We start from the raw sequence: 19701 nt of genomic DNA on the forward strand, positions 1-19701 counted from the left end.
GCCCACCTCCTATCATATTCTCGATAAAGGGGCAATGGGCGGAAAGACCTTGCATCTTGTATGCAAGTTTACTGACGGTCGGAAGAGAAAGACAAAAAGTTCTGCTTTGATCAAACACATCGCTTCACATTCAGACAATAACGAAAATACCCAGCATGCTTCAATGTTGGGTATTTTTTAGTTCCGGCCATTGTTGGATGACCATCCCGTTCGCGCTCACCTAACTAAAACAATAACTTTAATTACTCCTCAACAACCCTCCTGGCAAACAACCCGCCGTTTCCAACGGTATAGTTGCACATACGGGAATCAGGGATCGAGGCGACGTTGCTGATAAATCCAGTCGACGATATCACCATCCGGTGTGTAGCCACTGACTGTATCACGCAGTAACTGACGAACCCGGGAATAGTCATCCTGCTCAACCGCAGCAAGTAGTTCCGTTAGCCTAGCCTTGAGCACATCCCAGGACAGATGATCTTCATTGGCACTCATGATCATTGGATGCTGAGTAGCTGCCACATTGTCACCAATCAGTAACTCTTCGTACAGTTTTTCGCCCGGGCGAAGACCGGTGAACTCGATTGAGATATCACCGTGAATATTTTTCTCCGATCTAACTCTCAAACCCGATAAATGAATCATCTTCTCCGCCAACTCGACAATCTTCACTGGCTCGCCCATGTCCAGCACAAACACGTCACCGCCCTGCCCCATGGAGCCGGCCTGAATTACCAGTTGGGCCGCCTCGGGGATGGTCATGAAATAACGGGTTATTTTCGGATGGGTGACCGTCAACGGCCCGCCTGACTTGATCTGCTTATGGAATAGGGGTATGACTGAACCAGAAGACCCCAGCACATTGCCAAACCGGACCATTGTAAATCGGGTTTTATTTACCCGCGATACGTTGGCCTTATCGCCGAACAACACCGGCGCAACCTCGCGACTCAGCGCCTGAAGGGTCAACTCAGCCAGGCGCTTGGTGCTACCCATCACATTAGTCGGACGTACCGCCTTGTCAGTGGAGATCAGTACAAAGTTAGCAACACCTGCCTGCAATGCAGCCTGGGCGGTATTGAGTGTCCCAATCACATTGTTCAGCACGCCTTCGGCGATATTATGCTCAACCATAGGAACGTGCTTGTACGCGGCTGCATGGTAGACCGTGTCTACATTCCAAGTCTTCATTACATCAAGAAGCTTATGGGGATGACGAATGGAACCGAGAATAGGCAATAACCGGACAGACAGCGACTCGCGGGCAATACGCTGCTCTAGCTCAAACAAGATGCTGTAAAGATTGAACTCACTATGTTCGAACAACAAAAGCGTGGTCGGACCGATGGAAAAGATCTGCCGACACAGTTCCGAGCCAATCGAACCACCGGCCCCCGTCACCATGACCGTCTTACCCTTGATACAGCGCGCCAGCAGATCAGCTTGCGCCGGAACCGAATCGCGCCCCAGCAAATCCGCAATATCAACCTCCTGAATGTCATCGACCGTCACCCTGCCACTGGCGAGATCAGTGAAATTCGGCACACTGCGAACGTGAAGCGGAAAGCCTTCCAGGAGATTGAGAATCTCTCGACGTCGCGCTCGAGTAGACGATGGTAGAGCCAGAAGAATCTCTTCAGCCCCCGTCACATCGATCATCTGCTGAATATGCTTGGGCTTGTAAACCTGTAAGCCTGCAATCGAGCGATCCGTAATACTTGTATCATCGTCGATAAAAGCGACAGGCCGCATAACCCGCCCCATACGCAACGCAGCAACGAGTTGATTGCCGGCATCACCGGCTCCATAAATGGCCACTTTGGTCAGACCATCGTCGCGATTGGTGAACGGTACGTGTTGAGCAGCGGTAAACCAATCCCCCATAAAATATTGGCGCATGCAAAGACGCAGCCCACCAATGATGACGAGGCTCAACCACCAGTAGTTGAAGATAATGGAACGAGGCACCACGGCTTCATGGTTACTGTACCAATAGACCACGACCGCAAGGAGCAGTGATGACAGGCTGACGGCCTTGATGATGGCGATCAACGCATCGTTGCCAAAATAGCGCATGACCGCGCGGTACATACCAAAACGGACGAAAAGGGGGATGGCTAAAATGGGGGCGCACACGAAGAGCCAGAAATGGACCTTCAGGGGATTGTACATGCCATCAATGCCCAGACGAACAATGAAGGCCAGCCATAGAGCAAACCAAACCAAGACCGTATCAGTGGCTACCTGTAACAGTCTTTTTTGCCTACGAGGCAGTCCCAGCAAAAAAACTCTAAATTTGTCCATGAACACTTGACCTGCCAAGTCCGCCCCTCATTACTGGATCTGATACAGCATTGTACATAAACATCCCAACCCATCACCGTAAACCTGACGATAGAGATTGCCCAGCGATGGAGGGTCGCAAACGATTATGTACGCCGCCAGTACGCTCAACGACAAAGGTTGCGAACAAAATTGATCCCGCCTCCAACTAACCTAGCAGGTGATCACAAAACCGCTCACACGTCTACATCCCGAGCCTGTCAGACGCCATGCTCGCGGTAATCGCAGGTCGAGCCATGCCTTGACAGCTCGCGGATGACCTCGACGAGCGGCAGGTCTGGCGGAATGGCTTGCGCTTGCGTCTCACCAGGCTTGGCGTGAGCACCTCACCCTCAAGCCGCTCAGCAACAGGCATTAGCGAACATTGTATTTTGCCGAAGAGCGCGACTTACGGTGTCGCAAATTCATCGACGCGCTCCGACTTACGGCCAAAAAATGCTGGCGTAATAGCGTACTCTGCCCTTCGAAATAATCGACCTTCGGCTCAGTGGCAAAGGTCATCGAGAAAAGTGAAAAACACCAAGTCGAACGCGGCCATTCTGGCTATCCAACCCGGCCAGAGCTTCGAGGTCGTCCACGGATTTTCGCGAGCCGCTCGCCATGGAGGAGGGATAGTTTTTTTCACTACTGCACCGGGCGCACGAGGGGCTGGCTCCCTAGAGAAATCGGGCCTCAGAAGCACGGATCAAGCCTCGGCTGAACTCAGGAATCATCAATGGTTACGAATCATTTAGGGGGGTTATACGACTTAATTCGAGGGTGCTACAATTGCTCCCTTACGTTTAGGATTCCATCGCTCCCAAGGGGCGAATGCCTATTATGGTTCAACCAAGAAAAACAACCGCCGAAGGTGCTTTGGAGAGCAGATCTGGAGATCCGCTGGTGAGCCAATTCAACACAGTACGGATTAACGTCAGTACGATGTATTGCCTAGAAAGTATCACCCGTGCGTTATCGCCTCCGAAACAACCTACGGAGGTATCTATTCAGAAAAAGCAAACCTTATCCAAGGTTCCAACCACACCCTACGCTAGCATTGACAAAAGCTTTTTGACGGATCCGCTCGAATCATTTACTACCTACGCCCCCCGCCAACCGCACGGTTTTAGCTCTATACCAGCCCTCGCTGGGATGGTGAGGTGGTTTGCTATACCGGCAACTGGCTCTGCACTGAAACTATGCACGCGGATTATTGACGCAGGCAGAGCAAGCCCCCCCAAAGGATTCAACAAGTGAGTGTATCGATGCAAAAGGCTACGCCGATCAATCCACACAGCAGACATTCAACTTCCCCATTCACCCTGATTTCGTGTTTGTGGCGCAACCGCCAACTCATCCTCCAAATGACAAAACGCGAAGTAGTCGGGCGTTATCGTGGATCGGTGCTCGGCCTCGCCTGGTCTTTTTTCAATCCAGTCCTGATGCTATTGGTATACACATTTTTTTTCGCCGTCGTGTTCAAATCACGCTGGGGGACAGGAGGAACCGATAGCAAGACAGACTTCGCTGTAATATTGTTCGTAGGCATGATTGTTCATGGACTGCTTGCAGAAATTCTTAATCGCTCTCCGAAGCTGATACTTGACAATGCAAACTATGTAAAAAAAGTTGTATTTCCCATTGAAGTTCTACCTGCCATCAGTATATGCGTCGCATTATTTCATGCCACGATTAGCCTCGCAGTGCTACTGGTTGCGTTCCTGATTTTCAATGGTTTCATTCAGTGGACCGCTGTATTCATACCGCTGGTAATATTACCACTTGTAATACTTTCACTGGGAGCTGCCTGGTTCCTCGCTTCGCTGGGCGTGTATTTGCGCGACGTAGCTCAAACGATTGGGCTTTTCACCACCGTATTAATGTTTCTTTCTCCCGTTTTCTACCCCGTCACCTCATTACCTGAAGCGGTACGCCCGTGGTTAATGATCAACCCGCTGACCTTCATCATTGAGCAAGCTCGGGAAGTGATGATATGGGGCAAACTCCCGGACTTTCAGGGACTGGCAATTTACACACTTTGCGCAGTATTCATTGCATGGCTAGGTTATATCTGGTTCCAGAAAACAAGAAAGGGGTTTGCTGATGTCCTCTAATGACCTGGCAATTTCAGTTACAGGCGTCTCGAAGGTTTACCATCTTTATGAAAAACCTCAAGACAGACTGAAACAAATTCTCTGGAAAAGCGCTGCCAATCCCAGCGACGAGTTCTGGGCGCTGCGGGATATCAACTTTGATGTAAAGAAGGGCGAGACCGTTGGCATTGTGGGGCGCAACGGCTCCGGTAAGTCCACGCTGTTGCAGATTATCTGCGGAACCCTGACGCCTTCCCATGGCCACGTAGAGCGTCAAGGTCGCTTATCAGCCTTGCTTGAGCTCGGTTCAGGTTTCAACCCAGAGTTTACTGGCCGCGAGAACGTTTACCTGAGCGCCTCGATTCTTGGATTGTCAAAAGAAGAAATTGATAATCGATTTGATAAAATTGCCGGTTTTGCTGACATTGGGCAGTTTATCGACAGCCCTGTAAAACACTACTCAAGTGGTATGTTTGCCAGACTTGCATTCTCGGTATCTGTTCACGTTGAACCCGAAATATTGATCGTAGATGAAATTCTTGCTGTCGGCGATGCTGCATTCCAACGACGTTGCCTTTCGAAATTTTACGAAATACGTGATCGTGGCTGCACCATCCTTTTTGTGTCCCATGACCAATATCAAGTTAAGTCAGTGTGCGAAAGAGCGCTGTACCTCAAAGAAGGCCAACAGATCATGTTCGGTCCTGCGCCTAGAGTCATCGATCAATACATGATCGAAATGGAGGCTCAGGTTGCTCAAAATACTCCAGCTGCATTCACTGCCACGCAAGCAACAGCGACTGTCGAAAGTCACGTCGATTCAGACCCTGCCGAGTCAGGTGCGAGCAAGCCAAAAAGCGTCGCCCCTAAAACAACTCTGAGTAGCAGCGAGTCAGCAGATCAACTGTTTAGAATTACGGATGTCCGCCTGACTGACACCGAAGGCACGCCCCTGGATACAGTGACAACCGGACAATCCGTACGTGTGAATTTTGATTTTATCGCGCTGGTGGATGCACCGCCGGAAGAAATCAGTTTCGTCTTCAACTTATATAGACATGATGAACTATATCTATGTGGCGCCACCACATTGATGGATAAAATTCCAGCCTACCGGTCCTCAAGCGCAGGAACCGTATCGATTGACTTTGCAGATCTCCCTCTGTTGAGCGGTCAATACAAGTGGCGGGTAGCAATTAACGACAATGTTGGATTCATAACTTACGCAGAAGCAAAAAATGCGTGCTCGTTCCGTGTTGAAGATAATTTCAAGGCGGTTGGCATGTTAAGCCTTCCGCGACAGTGGAATTTTCAAGCAACCGAACTCAACAGTATTTGAATAGGCCACAAATGGAACGGTTAGATATCAACTCTGCTCCAGAGAGAGCGAACATAGAAGCGTCAATCCATTTCGCGAGATACTCGGTTGCCACGCCCTTTGTTAAAAATAAGCGAGTCCTGGATATCGCCTGCGGCGAGGGTTATGGAAGCTACCTTTTAAAACAGGCTGGGGCTGAAGAAGTAGTCGGCGTAGATGTATTCACTGACGCAGTGAATCGTGCCACTCATTCATTTGGCGGTCCTGGAATTGAGTTTATTGCGGCGGACGCTACAACCATCGAAGGCAGGTTTCCGGCCGAACACTTTGACGTTATCGTTTCATGTGAAACCATCGAACACATTGAAGACCCGGTAGCCTACTTACATTCTCTGAAACGCATTGCAAAAAAAGATGCGATCATTATCATCAGTTGTCCAAATGACTACTGGTACTTTCCGGAAGAGCATCAAAGCAACCCGTACCACTTGCGCAAATACCGATTCGAAGAGTTTCAGGAGCTCGCAAGCAGCGTGCTGGGAGACAACGTCAATTGGAGCATAGGAACCGCGGTCTTCGGATTCGGCTCAACGTCGCTAGATATCGAACGAGACTATGAAACTGTCCCCGATAGCTGGATGAAATTCAATTCAGTCCAAGGTGCATACCTGGTAAACGGCGGCGAGAAGCGGGAATTCAACCCTGAGAACTGCAGCTATTACTTTGGCATCTGGAATGCTTCTGAAATCACTAATGGCGCCGCTGTTTTCCCGGTAAATATGGACGCTTATGCGCGCATGGTACAGGCAATGGACGGTGCACTGCTCGTCGACGAACGGAAGAAGGCGGCGACACTGCTTGGGGATGAACGATTGAAGCTGGAAGCGCTCAACCAGGCTTTAACGACCCTTCAAATGGAAGCTGATGTATTGAAGGCGGACTTGAGAAAAACACGACTTAACTATCAGGCAACGCTGACGGAAAACGAACTAGTAAAAGAACGACTGCATGCATTCAACTCTGCCCAGCACGCGTTGAGTGAAGTAGTGCACGGACTTCAGGCCGAAGTGGCTAAAGTAACTGCTGAGCGTGATCAGATGCGAGTCGGTTATTACCGATATCTGCGTTTGGGAGGACTGATTCCTCGTCCGGTTCGAGCGCTCATGAAAAAAGCCGTAAAAATTGTTCGCAGGAACCCAAATAAATGAAAGTTCTAGGGTTGGATATCATCCCGGGGCTTTCGCGCGGGCTCTACGTTTACGACAATGCGCACGCTCTTCTGGCAACCGATGCATGGCAGGAGACAGGACCGAATATCGGCAGCAGCGGTGAAAACTTAACGATTTCTTTCCTTTCAATGAACCGTTCGTCGCTCTCGATCAAATTGCTCAAGTCCATCGAGGAGTTCATACCACACTTCGCCGGTGAAGCGCTAATCATAGACAACGGCTCTTCAGCGGAAGAAATCGAGCAGATACGCGAAGCATGTAAAACACTGACCTTCCGCACTCGTATTGTTGAACTCGGGCAAAATTTCGGTGTATCAGGCGGCCGCAATAGAACCATTCCGCACGTCACGACGGAATGGTTGATGTGTCTGGATAATGATATCTACTTCACGATGAATCCGCTGAAACAGATCCAGCATGATCTAGCGGTTCTTGGCTGCCATTTCATGAGCCTCCCCTTACTGGATCCAGATGGTCAAACAATTTTCGCCAGGGGTGGTCACGTTTATGTGTCCTATGAAGACGGCGAACTTCATATTGGTGCGGGCAGCGCTTCCCTACAGACAAAAATACAAGACATTATCAGTCAGCCGTTCCTAGGGACCTTTCTATTTGGTGGTGCTTGCGTCGTTAACAAAGACACGTTCGTTCGCGTCGGTAGTTATGACGAGGCAATGTTTGTTGGTTTCGAGGATATCGATTTTTCGGTACGCCTATTCCAGCAGGGCTACAAAGTCGGCTGCGCATCGGTTTGCGCTCTGGTGCATGACCACCCAATGCCTGATTCGGACGCTGATCGCGACTATGAAAAAGAACGTTTTTCTCGTGGTGTCCTTCACAAGTCGGCGATGCATCTTGAAGCAAAACACGGTTTCAAGATATGGGGTGACGCGGTAGACCATTGGCTGCAGTCACGGCATGATGAACTGGGGCTCAATAATGAAGCGGATCACATTTCCGCTCCTGCGAAGACCGTTCCGGCAGAACACAAAAAAACAAAAATAGCCCTGATCATTGATACGGATAACTGGGCATTTGGAAATATTTCCCGACAACTGGAACGTTATTTGAGTGACCGGTTTGATTTTGTTGTAATACCGATGGATATCATCGATAACGTCAACAAAGTATTCATGATGACCGAAGACTGCGACATCGTTCACTTCTTCTGGAGGGAACATCTGACGCTCATTGGTACTCCTTACTACAGGAGCTACGCTGAAAGCCTAGGCATGCCATATGAACTGTTCCATCAGCGTTTCATTGCCACTAAAAAGCTCAGTACAAGTATTTATGACCATCTGCTTCTGAAAGAAGAGGAGCTCAGTGGGCGCGCGCATATTTTTACCGAAGTAGTCGCCGGCTACACGGTGGGCTCTGAAAAATTAGAGCGCATTTATTCCGAAGTGAATGGCTACCCCGAACCCACCTGCGTAATTGAAGATGGTGTCGACCTGAGCAAGTTCATGCCCATGAATATAGAGCGCTTTCAAGAAGTCGGTCAGCGGGAACTGGTTGTCGGCTGGGTAGGAAACAGTAAGTGGGCAGCTGAGCTCGAAGACTTCAAAGGCGTGAATACGATACTCAAGCCAGCAATTGAACAGCTTCAGCAAGAAGGTTTCGCTGTAAAGAGCCTGTTTGCTGACCGCCAGGATCAATTCATTCCCCATGATCAGATGCCGAACTACTACACAAAGATCGATGTCTATGTCTGTACGTCGAAAATTGAGGGTACGCCTAATCCTGTTCTAGAAGCGATGGCCTGCGGAGTACCGGTTATCAGTACTGATGTTGGTATCGTGCCGCAGGCTTTCGGTGAGTTGCAAAAAGCATTTATCTTGCCAGAAAGAACAATTGAAGCACTCAAGGTGAGTATCCGTAAGCTTGTCGAGGAGCCGGCACTACTGACTCGGCTTTCAACTGAAAATATTGAAAGAATCAAGGACTGGAACTGGTCGATAAAAGCTGAAAAGTTTGGTCAGTACTTTGAAAGCCTTACAGCCATCGACAGCCGTACATGAGAATTGAGCATGCCGCTGGCTCGAAACAGCCTTCGGCATGCAAAACGCTTTGAGCTTACAGTTAGCACGGATATCCGAGTATCGCGGTCTATCGGATCTACCTGTCCTACCTGCTATCAACATACCTCAAAACGTCAATCGACATCGCCCCCATCAAACGGAATACATGCAGTGAAAAAAACTCCATCGGCGACGAGTGGCATCAGAAAAACTGGCGTTGAAGGAAGCTCTAACTCGTTCGAACTTTTCGGAGAGATGGCAGACACGCTTCTGTATTGGGTGAGCGAACTGCATCGCACGCTCATCGGCAACGGTGTCAAGCAGGTGTTCTTTCTCTCCAGAGAGGGGCAACCGCTCAAGCAAATGTTCGATCGATATTGCGTTCGCGTGGGAGTTCCGATTCAGAGCCGTTACCTCGAGGTTTCTCGCAGGTCAACGCTGCTGCCTTCTCTGAATACGTTGAGTGAAGAACGGTTCGAAACGCTTTTCAGGCAATATCGGTGCATGTCGCTACTGGAGTTTCTATCGAGTCTTGGGCTGGATGAGTTCTGCGTGGAGCTGTCAGCCTTGCTGGGGCTGACGAACGAACAATTGAATCAAAGGCAAGAGGATTTTCCCGAGAGCGAACTCTTCTACCGCCTGAAGGCGTTACCACGATTCATAGAAATATATGACGAGCAACGGCTGAGTCGTCAGAAGGCTTTTGAACAATATATTTCTGTGCTCTCGGAAGGTGATGTTCCCGAAAATCTTGTGGTCGTAGACGTCGGCTGGAAGGGCACGATCCAGGACAACCTTTATGCGCTGTTGTGCAAGGGACCGGCATCGCCAATCAAATCAGTCACCGGCTACTACATCGGGCTTATAGCACCAGGAGCAGCAGGGGCGGCAAACCTCAAGCACGGTCTTCTATTTTCCTCCATTGCGGGCCGTACACCGCGCTTTCATGTATTCAATGAAAATCGTGCTCTGTTCGAAATACTCCTGGCAGCAGATCACGGCTCCGTGGCCAGCTACCTAATTGACACAGATGGCAAGGCCCTTGCCGTCCATGACACGTACCATGAGCAAGAGATGGTGGAGGCTCTGGTGTTTCCTGTTCAGCGCTACCTCTTCGCTCGCTTTGACCAACTGCTGGACGCCATGACACAGCAAGCAGATGTTAAGTCACTACGTCTTGGGCAAATCGCTCGCAGCCATGCACGCCTGGTCTTCCAGCCTTCACAGCCCGAGATCGACTGGTTTTCTTCAGTATTTCATGTTGAAAACTACGGTGTATTTGAGCGCTCTTTCTTTACTGGCGTACACAAGGTCCCAAGCTTTTCTGCTAGGTTGAAGTTCATGTTCACCGTCCTGAGGCGCAACGGACGAGGATTGCTTGGGTTCTGGCCATGGAAGAAGCTCGATGAGCGGGTGGGCCGCCCAATAGCCAACTTGTATGGACTAATCCGCTATTTTCAGAAGTAGTCATAAATTGAACGATAGAAAAATTTGCTTTCTCGTAGGCTCGATGGCTATCAGCGGTGGCACTTACGTCATCATTCAGCATGCCAGCTACTTGCGCAGACATGGATATGACGTAACGCTGGCAGTTCAGGAGCCTTTTTCGGCAGCGACACTTTCCTGGCATGACGAAGCGCCCAAGCTTCGTTGCCTGCCTATCGAAGAGGCCAAACAAGAATCTTTCGACCTGGTCATCGCCACATGGTGGAAAACCGCTTTTGAGCTTGGCAATTTCGACGCCAGGAGGTATGCGTACTTCGTACAATCGATCGAGTCCAGATTTTATCCTGAATCGGAAATACCCTTGCGGGCTTTGGTGGACGCTACCTACCGCTTCCCCATCGAATACGTGACTGAAGCTACGTGGATCCAACAATATCTGAAGGACGATTTCAATCGGGATACTGCTCTGGTACGCAACGGTATTCGCAAGGATGTGTACTCAACACAGGGCGTAGCCAGCGCACCCCGCCCTACTGATGCGCAACCCAGGATCCTGGTAGAAGGGCATTTTGGTGTTTCATTCAAGAACACGGCCTTGGGTGTTCGATTAGCCAGAGAAGCCGGTGCAAAAGACATCTGGGTGCTGACGGGGTCTCCCATCAAGTGGCTTCCCGGGGTTTCGCGGGTGTTTTCTCGGGTACCAATGGTCAAGACTGCCGAAATTTATCGCTCTTGCGATATTTTGATCAAACTCAGTACGGTCGAAGGGATGTTCGGCCCACCGCTTGAGCTATTTCACTGCGGCGGCACCGCCGTAGTCTTTGATGTTTCCGGACATGACGAGTACATCGTCAACGGAGACAATGCGGTCGTGATCCCCACTGGAGACACTGACAGTGTCGTCAACGTCCTAAAAAAACTCATAAGCGATCGCACGGAGCTTTCACGGCTTCAAGAAGGGGCACGCCAAACGGCCGACAACTGGCCCTCCTGGCGTGACTCTTCGGCTCTTTTCTGCGAATGGGTAGAGAAGTGTTTGGAAGGTCCGCTCATGGAAAAGTCTATTTTTACAGAGTTGACGGTAAAAGCATTCAACGAGTACTCAGCTCAAGAAAAACAGCGTCTCAATACAAATCGCTGGGTCGTTCGCCGCCATAAACTCAGCGCGCTTTCCGCCAGACTCCCCGAGTCGCTGAAGCTTCGGATCAAACAACTGGAAGCGGTAGGTGAAGTGATTTTTGGTGGGCGAGAAGTACGATGATCTACAAAATCAAGACAGTTGATGTCTGGGACACCTTGCTTAGAAGAGATTGCCACCCTGAATGCATCAAGCTGGCGACTGCCGCTCATGTCTATTTCGAGCTGCTTGGACACTTCAAACCACCCTATACGGGTTACTGGGATATCTATCGAGCACGGGTAGAGACCGAGGCCCGTCTTGCGCGAGAGGCTCGAGAAGCAAACAAGGACGAAGAGTACGAAATCGTTCATGTGCTCAAAGAATGGCTGAAGACAATACTGCTCTCTTCCTCCGATGAGAGCCTGCCTCAGCGCTTTGCCGACTATGAGCTTTCAGTAGAAGTGCGGCATACTTTTCAGGACCCGGATATCGAAGAGTTTCTCAAGCTGCACTCTGCCGAAAGAACAATATTCCTTTCCGATTTCTACATGAGCTCTGACATGCTCAAACACTTGCTCGAGCAGAAGGGCCTCAGTCATCTCTTCGAGGATGGCGTGAGCTCGTGCGACGTGGGCTTGAATAAACGCTCAGGAACGCTGTTCAAGCATGTACACGAGGTCTTCGGGATCACCCCTCACGAACATGTGCATGTAGGCGATCACCCTTGGTCGGATGTGGAGTCTCCGGCGCAACTGGGTGTTACCGGCATTTCATTCGTGCCGGAAAAATCCCATGCCGACAGGAAAGAGCGAGAGAGCCTGTTTGTTTCGCGTGAAGCGCTGTTCCAACATCTTCGCCAGCTCAGTATCCAAGCAATGGCGCCATCTATACTTGCGCGGCAAAAGACCGAATCGACAGCTTTTCGTTTCGGGGTGGAAGCCGCTCCACTGTTCGTGGGCTTCGCCTTGTGGATCGCCGAACAGGCAATCGCTCAGCGTCTGGATCAAGTATTCTTTCTTACCCGAGAAGGCGAGTTCTTTCGCCGCATATACGAAATTATATTCCCAGATCAGACGCTTTTTGGGCATCAGTTGCCAGCTTATGCGGAGCTTGAAGTCAGCCGGCTTTCTACGTTCGTCGCCTCAATGGAAGATATCTCGAAGGATGAGTTCAATCGTATTTGGCGCTTGAACCGCTCACAAAAAGTTTCCGGACTGTTTTCCACCCTTGGCCTGGAATACTCCAACTTTTCTAATCTATTATCTGAGGTTGGGTTAAAGTCCACGGATGTTATTGAACGCCCCGAGGCAAACGAGTCATTAAGCAAGTTGATTCGGGCCCCGGAATTCACGGCTGCCGTCAACGAAAAAATACTGGAACAACGTGAGCTTTTGAATGAATACCTTACAGAAAAAGGTATTTCGCAGAGCGACAAAGTTGGCCTGGTTGATATTGGCTGGCGCGGAACGATCCAGGATAATCTTGCGCGGATAAAGCCTGCTACACACTTTCACGGGATGTACCTCGGCCTGCGTAAGATGTTAAATCCTCAGACGTCGAACGTTTCAAAATGTGCCTATGGTGCTGATGAAAGGGCTGATGCAGATACAGGGCAGTTGTTTGAAGCGTTTGCCGTACTTGAAATGCTGTGCACTTCAAACTTGGGTAGCGCGGAGAAATACGTGCGATCGCAAGGCAAGGTTACTGCACATCGCAACGTCTGTGCCGAGGAGAATAGTTCCCACAGTGAATTTTCCGTTCACTTTCAGGAAGGTGTCGCACTGGCGGCTCAAGTATGGGGACCGTATCTGGAGCGTTACGTGGTGGGCGCTGCAGAACTGCATGCGTCGGCTGTGCATGTCTGGAAAAAACTCAGTGTCAATCCGAATCCCGACTTGGCAAAGATCTTTATCCAAACCCCTCAGCATGATGTTTTTGGCTTCGGCGATATTTTTCAGAAGAATCAAGCCCCGGCACTATCCACAATCTTTCTTTCACCATTTAGTGGCACGGCGCGCAGACAGGTGATGGACTATATCCGCCGAGTTCAATGGACCTCTGGAATCAAGCATCTCAATGGAATTGGCCCGGTGCACAAGGCCGTACTTATTGCTCTCTTCACATTGGCCAACGCGGTCAAACGCTATCGGATGAAGTCCCGCAAAAGATAGTGCTTAAGTTTGCCAACAGTAACCAACTAACAATCTCTCCCACCAAGGATGAGATTGTTAGTTTGATACAGCAAACAGTCACTCTCACTGCGGCTCAAGAATCAGGCTTTTCCTCAAGCGCTCCAGCGTTGAATAAGCAGACTATAAAGGCCAGCGGAGTGTACGCAAGTAACATCCCCAGCATTTCATTGATCAGTCCCACCCCAACAAAAATCGAAATGGGCAGCAACCAGACAAGATTAATAACAACAACCCCGACCGTTACAACTCGATGGCTCTTAAAGTGACGAGATGCATACTGATAGGCGTGGCTGCGATGCGCCTGAGAAACGTTGTCTCCACGCATTAAACGTCGCAGCAACGTCCAGGTCGCATCCACTATAAAAACACCGAGCAGAATCAACCAACTCCAAAGCAACTCAGGTGCTGTCCAGGCCGCATGAAGCGCCAAACCACCGAGAGTGAAGCCTAGAAACCCACTCCCCGCATCTCCCATAAAAATACGTGCAGGAGGAAAATTCCAGCATAGAAACCCTGCCACCGCTCCCGCCAAAACGAATGGAACCCATATCAGGTTGGCGTAGCCACCAAGCCAATACAGTACACATGCCCCCAGGCATACGCATATGGCTTCGGCGCTGGCCAAGCCATCAATCCCGTCCATAAAGTTGTAGAGGTTCAGCATCCACACAAGGTAAATCAGTGCGAGAACAATACCGAACCAACCCAAGTCAATTGCCGTACCAAAAAATGAGATAGGCGCGAGTCCGTTGAACCAGAACAGTGCCCAGCCGGCTGCTATGAAATGCCCCAATAGGCGCCATCTAGCAGCAATATGACCATGATCATCGGCGAAGCCAATAATCGCCACTAGAATTCCAGAGCCCAGCAGCCCAGTCAGCAAAGGTATGCCCAGCAGGCCCATAGTGACTAACACCGGCAGCGCTCCTGCAAATGCCAACACAATAGCGACCCCTCCTCCGCGAGGCGTAGGCACCGTATGGGAACTGCGCTCGCTAGGTATATCCATCAAACTTCGGGCCAAGGCATAACGGCGCAGGACAAAGGTCAATAACCAGGAACTAGCGAACACCGCAGTTAGCAACCACCAAAAATTCATTTCGTTAGCTTATCCAGATAATAGTCAGCAGTTTTGCGTAATGCATTGTCCACGCTTACCGGGGGACGCCAGTTCAAAACATCACATGTCTTGCTAATATCAACCTGCAATGAGTTGCACAAACGCTGAACAATCGCCTTTTTACCTATGAGTGCAGCACTTAAAGTCAATATCAATGCCGGCACCGGTAGTAACCATGATTTTGAGCCCAAGGCGTGAGCCAGGCGCCGAAGCAGCAACGTTGTCGACAAGTCCTCACCATCACTAACCAGGAATACATTATTCGCCGCCGCGGGATGATCGATACAGGTCACAACGAGATCCACAAGATTTTCAAGCGCCACCAGACTGCGTTGATTATTGATAGCCCCTAATGGCAGGGGTACATTTCGGCACAGCCAGTTCATCATGCTTAAAAAATTCGCTTTCACACCCGGGCCATACACGAGCGGTGGCCTGATGATAACAATCTCCATCCCTGTATTCTGGCCAATTTCCCTCAACGCTTCTTCAGCTTCTTGTTTCGAGATTCCATACGGATCTACAGGTGCTGGAAGGTCGTCAGCTTTAAAAGATGTCCTTGGTGCAGTTTTTTCGCCATTAACCTTGATTGAACTGATAAAAATAAACCGCTTCACCCCCGAATCGGCAGCTTTCTGGGCCAGTCTAGCGGTTCCCTCCACATTAACTTTACGAAATTCAGAAAGGGAATCCGTTGACGCTTCCTTCATTACATGCACTCGAGCCGCGGCATGAATTACTACTTGGACGTCATTCAGGGCAGGCAACGCAGTTTTGTCGTTCAAGTCGAACGGGACTACCCGGCACAAACCAAGTAGTTGTGTAACGCCCCGTACGGCGGCGACAGGCGTGAATTTTTTATCGAATAGAAGCCTGAAAACCAAAGCTTCACCAACAAACCCGCTTGCTCCCGTTACCAAAACCTCTGGACCTTTCATTTAGCTCTATTCCCCATCACCGCGATGGCACAGCAAATAAAAAAGAAGAATACTTTATCGCGGAATCTTCGCCGGCATTTCCAGGCGCTTAAGGAAAGCTTCAATAACTGGCTGCGCCCTAATTCCAACCAGGCACCGACAAATGGATCTCTGTTCTGGCCAACCAACGAGGCGATCAATTGCACTTGAGAAAACCACTGGCCATTATGAATGGTTTTATATCGGGCAATTAGAGGTGTTAGTCCAGTATTAGCCCCCACTTGATTGCTATCGTGCTGACGATAGTGCATGGATGGAACAGGGTCGATGAACCATTTGTAATGGTGACTGCGAGCGAAAGCGTAGCAATACCAATCATGCAAGCCAACGTCCTGTAATGCTTGCCAATTGCAAAGCATGGAGTCCTTCAGCGGGTCTGCCAATCTCTTACTCAATACATAGGTGCAACCGGGCCCAGCAGCCTCAAATAAAAAATCCCAGGTAACCTGTGGCTGCGCCTTGTCCAACAAATGTGTTTTCCCGTCCGGCCAGAAAGCCGTTACATTACTTGAATAGGCGTCGTATTCGCTTGTCAGTAAAGCCTGAGTGGCCCGCGCGAGCTTATCTGAGTGCCAAATGTCATCCTGATCAGAGAACGCGATGAAGTCATAACCTTCAAAGTCGACATCACGGATGAGACGGAAGAAATTACGTGCTGCGCCACCGAAATGGCCGGCAGTAGGCAACAAAACTACGTTGCTGCGCTCAACGACGAGACTGGCACACCACCCCTCGGTGCCGTCTGTCGAAGGATCAACACTTATATAGACGGTAACATCTACAGATGACTGATTTAAGATCGAGGAAACTTGCTCTTCAATCCACCGCATTCCGTTGTACGCAGCCAGCAAAACTGCTACCCGTGGATACTTTACTGGCATGCCGATCCTGCTTGCATTGGTTGAACACTTCAAATTGGAAAAAGGACGCTCACAGGTCAGTAAAAACACTAGTCCAGCAGCCTCTGCAGATACTGACCATAGCCAGTCTTCTTGAGACGCTGTGCCTGAGCACTCAATTGCTCTGGGGTGATCCAGCCATTGTTGTAAGCGATCTCCTCCAGACAAGCTACTTTCAGTCCCTGACGCTGTTCGATCGTGCGCACGAAGTGACTGGCTTCCAGTAAAGACTCGTGCGTGCCGGTGTCGAGCCAGGCGAAACCGCGACCGAGCATTTCGACGTTCAGGGTATTCTGCTCAAGATAGGCGCGAGTTACATCCGTGATTTCCAGCTCGCCCCGCTCGGAGGGCTTGATGCCCTTGGCAATCTCGACAACCTGGTTATCGTAAAAATATAACCCTGTAACCGCGTAGTTTGATTTGGGCTTGAGCGGTTTTTCCTCAATACTAAGCGCTCGCCCCGATGCGTCAAACTCAACTACACCAAAACGCTCCGGATCGGAAACGTGATAACCAAAAACCGTAGCACCGTGTTGCTGGGCGCTCGCCGCGCGCAGATTATCGGAAAAGTGCTGACCGTAAAAAATGTTGTCACCCAGGATCAGACAGCATGGGTCGTTGCCGATAAACTCTTCGCCAATAATGAATGCCTGGGCAAGGCCATCCGGGCTCGGCTGTTCGGCATAGCTTAGCTTGATGCCATAAAGACTACCGTCACCAAGAAGCTTACGAAAACTCGGCAGGTCTTCAGGCGTGGAAATGATCAGAACTTCACGCATACCCGCAAGCATCAGTACCGATAGCGGGTAGAAGATCATCGGCTTGTCATAGATCGGCAGCATCTGCTTGGACACGCCGAGCGTCAACGGGTGAAGTCGAGTGCCTGAGCCGCCTGCGAGGATGATGCCTTTACGATTTGTCGTGGTCATTTATTCAGGACTTCCCTAAGCATTCGGGTTACACCAGTTTGCCAATCCGGTAAGCACAGTGAAAAACTGTCGCGCAGCTTTTGCGTATTCAGACGCGAATTCAGCGGGCGGCGTGCAGGTGTTGGATAGGCCGTGGTATCGATCGGATTGACTGCCGTCACTGCCAGTTGTTCACCCTGGCTGCGGGCGAAATCGATCACATGACTAGCATAGCCGTGCCAGGACACTTCACCACCAGCAGCCAAGTGATAAAGGCCCGCAAGCTCGGGGTTGTGCATGACTTTCTGAACAGCCAGCGCGGTGATGTCTGCGATAAGCTCTGCCCCCGTAGGAGCCCCAATCTGATCACCGATGATGCTCAAGGTCTCGCGCTCCCTGGCCAGTCGCAGCATCGTCTTGGCGAAGTTATTGCCGCGAGCCCCATAGACCCAACTGGTGCGAAAGATCAGGTACTTGCATCCGGACTCAATAATCGCCTGCTCACCGAGCAACTTACTGGCGCCGTAGTGATTGACGGGGGCGACTGCATCTACCTCCGTCCATGGAACCAGGCCCTGCCCGCTGAAGACATAGTCGGTCGAGTAATGAATAAGCCAGGCATCGAGAGCTTTGGCTTCCACCGCCATGACCTGACTCGCCTGACCATTCACACGATCAGCCAGTTCGGTCTCGGATTCGGCCTTATCAACAGCTGTATAAGCAGCAGCGTTGACAATGACGTTGGGCTTGACCCGGCGGATTGTCGCGCGCAAGGCCTCGAGGTCGGACAGGTCGCCGCTCAAGCCATCGGAGGCATGACGATCCAGCGCAATCAACTCGCCAAGGGGTGCAAGAGAGCGCTGCAGTTCCCAGCCTACCTGGCCATTTTTCCCCAGCAGGAGGATTTTCATGCCTTGCTCGACCGATCCGCGTAGTTCTGGTCGATCCACTGCTGGTAGCTTCCGCTCTTCACGTGATCCACCCACTCAGTGTGGGTTAGATACCATTCGACGGTCTTGCGGATGCCGGTTTCAAAAGACTCTTGCGGCGTCCAACCTAGCTCACGCTGGATTTTGCTGGCATCGATCGCGTAGCGCTGATCGTGACCCGGGCGATCCTGAACGTAAGTGATCAGGCTGGCGTGCGGGCAATGAGGAGAATCCGGACGCAGCTCATCGAGTAGTGCGCACAGGGTGCGTACGACCTCGATATTTTGTTTTTCGTTATGGCCACCGATGTTGTAGGTTTCGCCAATGACACCTTCGGTCACGACTTTATACAGCGCCCGCGCATGGTCCTCGACATAGAGCCAGTCACGCACCTGGTTACCTTTGCCATACACCGGCAATACCTTGCCTTCCAGCGCATTGAGAATGATCAGCGGAATCAGTTTCTCGGGAAAGTGGCACGGCCCGTAGTTGTTCGAGCAGTTGGTGACCAGGGTAGGCAGGCCATAGGTACGCGCCCAGGCACGAACCAGATGATCAGAGCTGGCCTTGCTGGCCGAGTACGGCGAGCTTGGCTGATAGGACGTGGTTTCGGTGAAGAGGTCTTGCGGGCCTTCGAGGTCACCATAAACTTCGTCAGTCGAAATATGGTGAAATCGGAAACTCGCCTTGCGACCATCGTCCAGCGCTGCCCAGTAGTGACGCGCGGCTTCAAGCAGCGTGTAGGTGCCAATGATGTTGGTCTGGATAAATTCGGATGGGCCGCTGATCGAACGATCGACGTGGGATTCCGCGGCCAGGTGCATGATGGCATCTGGTTGCTGTTCACGCAGGACACGATCGATCTGCTCGCGATCACAAATATCGACGTGCTCGAATAGATAACGGGCGTTTTGGCTGACTTCAGCCAAAGACTCAAGGTTGCCCGCATACGTGAGCTTATCGACATTAACGACCGCGTCATTCGTGTTGGAAATGATATGGCGAATGACCGCCGAACCGATAAATCCTGCACCGCCGGTTACTAGAATTTTCACGCGAAAGCATACCCTTGAGTTGCAGACAGCGTCGCTACCGGACGGCCGTCTAATCCATGAATGCATCAGTCG

Annotated in this window: 14 protein-coding genes; 7 read left to right on the forward strand and 7 right to left on the reverse strand. The window is 50.7% G+C overall.

Annotated features, from left to right (window positions below):
- Window positions 1-309: 309 nt before the first annotated feature.
- The gene (locus QMK50_RS06395; RefSeq protein WP_159997334.1) at window positions 310-2304 is read right to left on the reverse strand and encodes a polysaccharide biosynthesis protein; all 1995 of its coding nucleotides are present in this window, start codon (window positions 2302-2304) and stop codon (window positions 310-312) included.
- A 1283-nt stretch (window positions 2305-3587) separates the two neighbouring features.
- On the opposite strand from QMK50_RS06395, the gene QMK50_RS06400 reads away from it, so the two are divergent.
- The 7 genes from QMK50_RS06400 to QMK50_RS06430 all read left to right on the forward strand — a co-directional run bounded on the left by QMK50_RS06400 (window position 3588) and on the right by QMK50_RS06430 (window position 13720).
- Window positions 3588-4436 carry an ABC transporter permease gene (locus QMK50_RS06400; RefSeq protein WP_320332798.1) on the forward strand — a complete coding sequence of 283 codons (849 nt, stop codon included), beginning with the start codon at window positions 3588-3590 and terminating at the stop codon, window positions 4434-4436.
- Window positions 4426-5754, forward strand: a complete 1329-nt coding sequence (locus tag QMK50_RS06405; RefSeq protein ID WP_159997336.1) for an ABC transporter ATP-binding protein — start codon at window positions 4426-4428, stop codon at window positions 5752-5754. Before QMK50_RS06400 ends, QMK50_RS06405 begins: the two co-directional genes overlap by 11 nt.
- Before the next feature lie 11 nt (window positions 5755-5765).
- Entirely contained in the window at window positions 5766-6941 is a 1176-nt protein-coding gene (locus QMK50_RS06410; RefSeq protein ID WP_159997338.1) for a class I SAM-dependent methyltransferase, read from the forward strand.
- Entirely contained in the window at window positions 6938-8983 is a 2046-nt protein-coding gene (locus QMK50_RS06415) for a glycosyltransferase (protein ID WP_159997340.1), read from the forward strand. The genes QMK50_RS06410 and QMK50_RS06415 overlap by 4 nt, the downstream gene beginning before the upstream one ends.
- Window positions 8984-9154: 171 nt before the next feature.
- Window positions 9155-10450, forward strand: a complete 1296-nt coding sequence (locus QMK50_RS06420) for a hypothetical protein (RefSeq protein ID WP_237234933.1) — start codon at window positions 9155-9157, stop codon at window positions 10448-10450.
- A 7-nt stretch (window positions 10451-10457) separates the two neighbouring features.
- Window positions 10458-11690, forward strand: a complete 1233-nt coding sequence (locus QMK50_RS06425; RefSeq protein ID WP_320332799.1) for a glycosyltransferase — start codon at window positions 10458-10460, stop codon at window positions 11688-11690.
- Window positions 11687-13720: an HAD family hydrolase gene (locus QMK50_RS06430; RefSeq protein ID WP_320332800.1), complete on the forward strand. Its 2034-nt coding sequence runs from the start codon at window positions 11687-11689 to the stop codon at window positions 13718-13720. The genes QMK50_RS06425 and QMK50_RS06430 overlap by 4 nt, the downstream gene beginning before the upstream one ends.
- Before the next feature lie 94 nt (window positions 13721-13814).
- Here QMK50_RS06430 and QMK50_RS06435 read toward each other — a convergent pair whose 3' ends face one another.
- From QMK50_RS06435 to rfbB, 6 genes are all read right to left on the reverse strand, one after another.
- Window positions 13815-14840 carry an MraY family glycosyltransferase gene (locus QMK50_RS06435; RefSeq protein ID WP_159997344.1) on the reverse strand — a complete coding sequence of 342 codons (1026 nt, stop codon included), beginning with the start codon at window positions 14838-14840 and terminating at the stop codon, window positions 13815-13817.
- Window positions 14837-15799 (reverse strand): SDR family oxidoreductase, encoded by a 963-nt coding sequence (locus QMK50_RS06440; protein ID WP_320332801.1) that lies wholly within the window; start codon window positions 15797-15799, stop codon window positions 14837-14839. Before QMK50_RS06440 ends, QMK50_RS06435 begins: the two co-directional genes overlap by 4 nt.
- The gene (locus tag QMK50_RS06445; RefSeq protein ID WP_320332802.1) at window positions 15796-16719 is read right to left on the reverse strand and encodes a glycosyltransferase; all 924 of its coding nucleotides are present in this window, start codon (window positions 16717-16719) and stop codon (window positions 15796-15798) included. Before QMK50_RS06445 ends, QMK50_RS06440 begins: the two co-directional genes overlap by 4 nt.
- Window positions 16720-16787: 68 nt before the next feature.
- Window positions 16788-17666 carry a glucose-1-phosphate thymidylyltransferase RfbA gene (rfbA, locus tag QMK50_RS06450; RefSeq protein WP_159997350.1) on the reverse strand — a complete coding sequence of 293 codons (879 nt, stop codon included), beginning with the start codon at window positions 17664-17666 and terminating at the stop codon, window positions 16788-16790.
- On the reverse strand, window positions 17663-18556 hold the full coding sequence (gene rfbD / locus QMK50_RS06455; RefSeq protein ID WP_320332803.1) for a dTDP-4-dehydrorhamnose reductase: 894 nt from the start codon (window positions 18554-18556) through the stop codon (window positions 17663-17665). The genes rfbA and rfbD overlap by 4 nt, the downstream gene beginning before the upstream one ends.
- On the reverse strand, window positions 18553-19629 hold the full coding sequence (gene rfbB, locus QMK50_RS06460) for a dTDP-glucose 4,6-dehydratase (protein WP_320332804.1): 1077 nt from the start codon (window positions 19627-19629) through the stop codon (window positions 18553-18555). The genes rfbD and rfbB overlap by 4 nt, the downstream gene beginning before the upstream one ends.
- Window positions 19630-19701 lie beyond the last annotated feature (72 nt).

It is taken from the genome of Pseudomonas sp. P5_152 (assembly GCF_033989915.1).
Taxonomy (GTDB): domain Bacteria; phylum Pseudomonadota; class Gammaproteobacteria; order Pseudomonadales; family Pseudomonadaceae; genus Aquipseudomonas.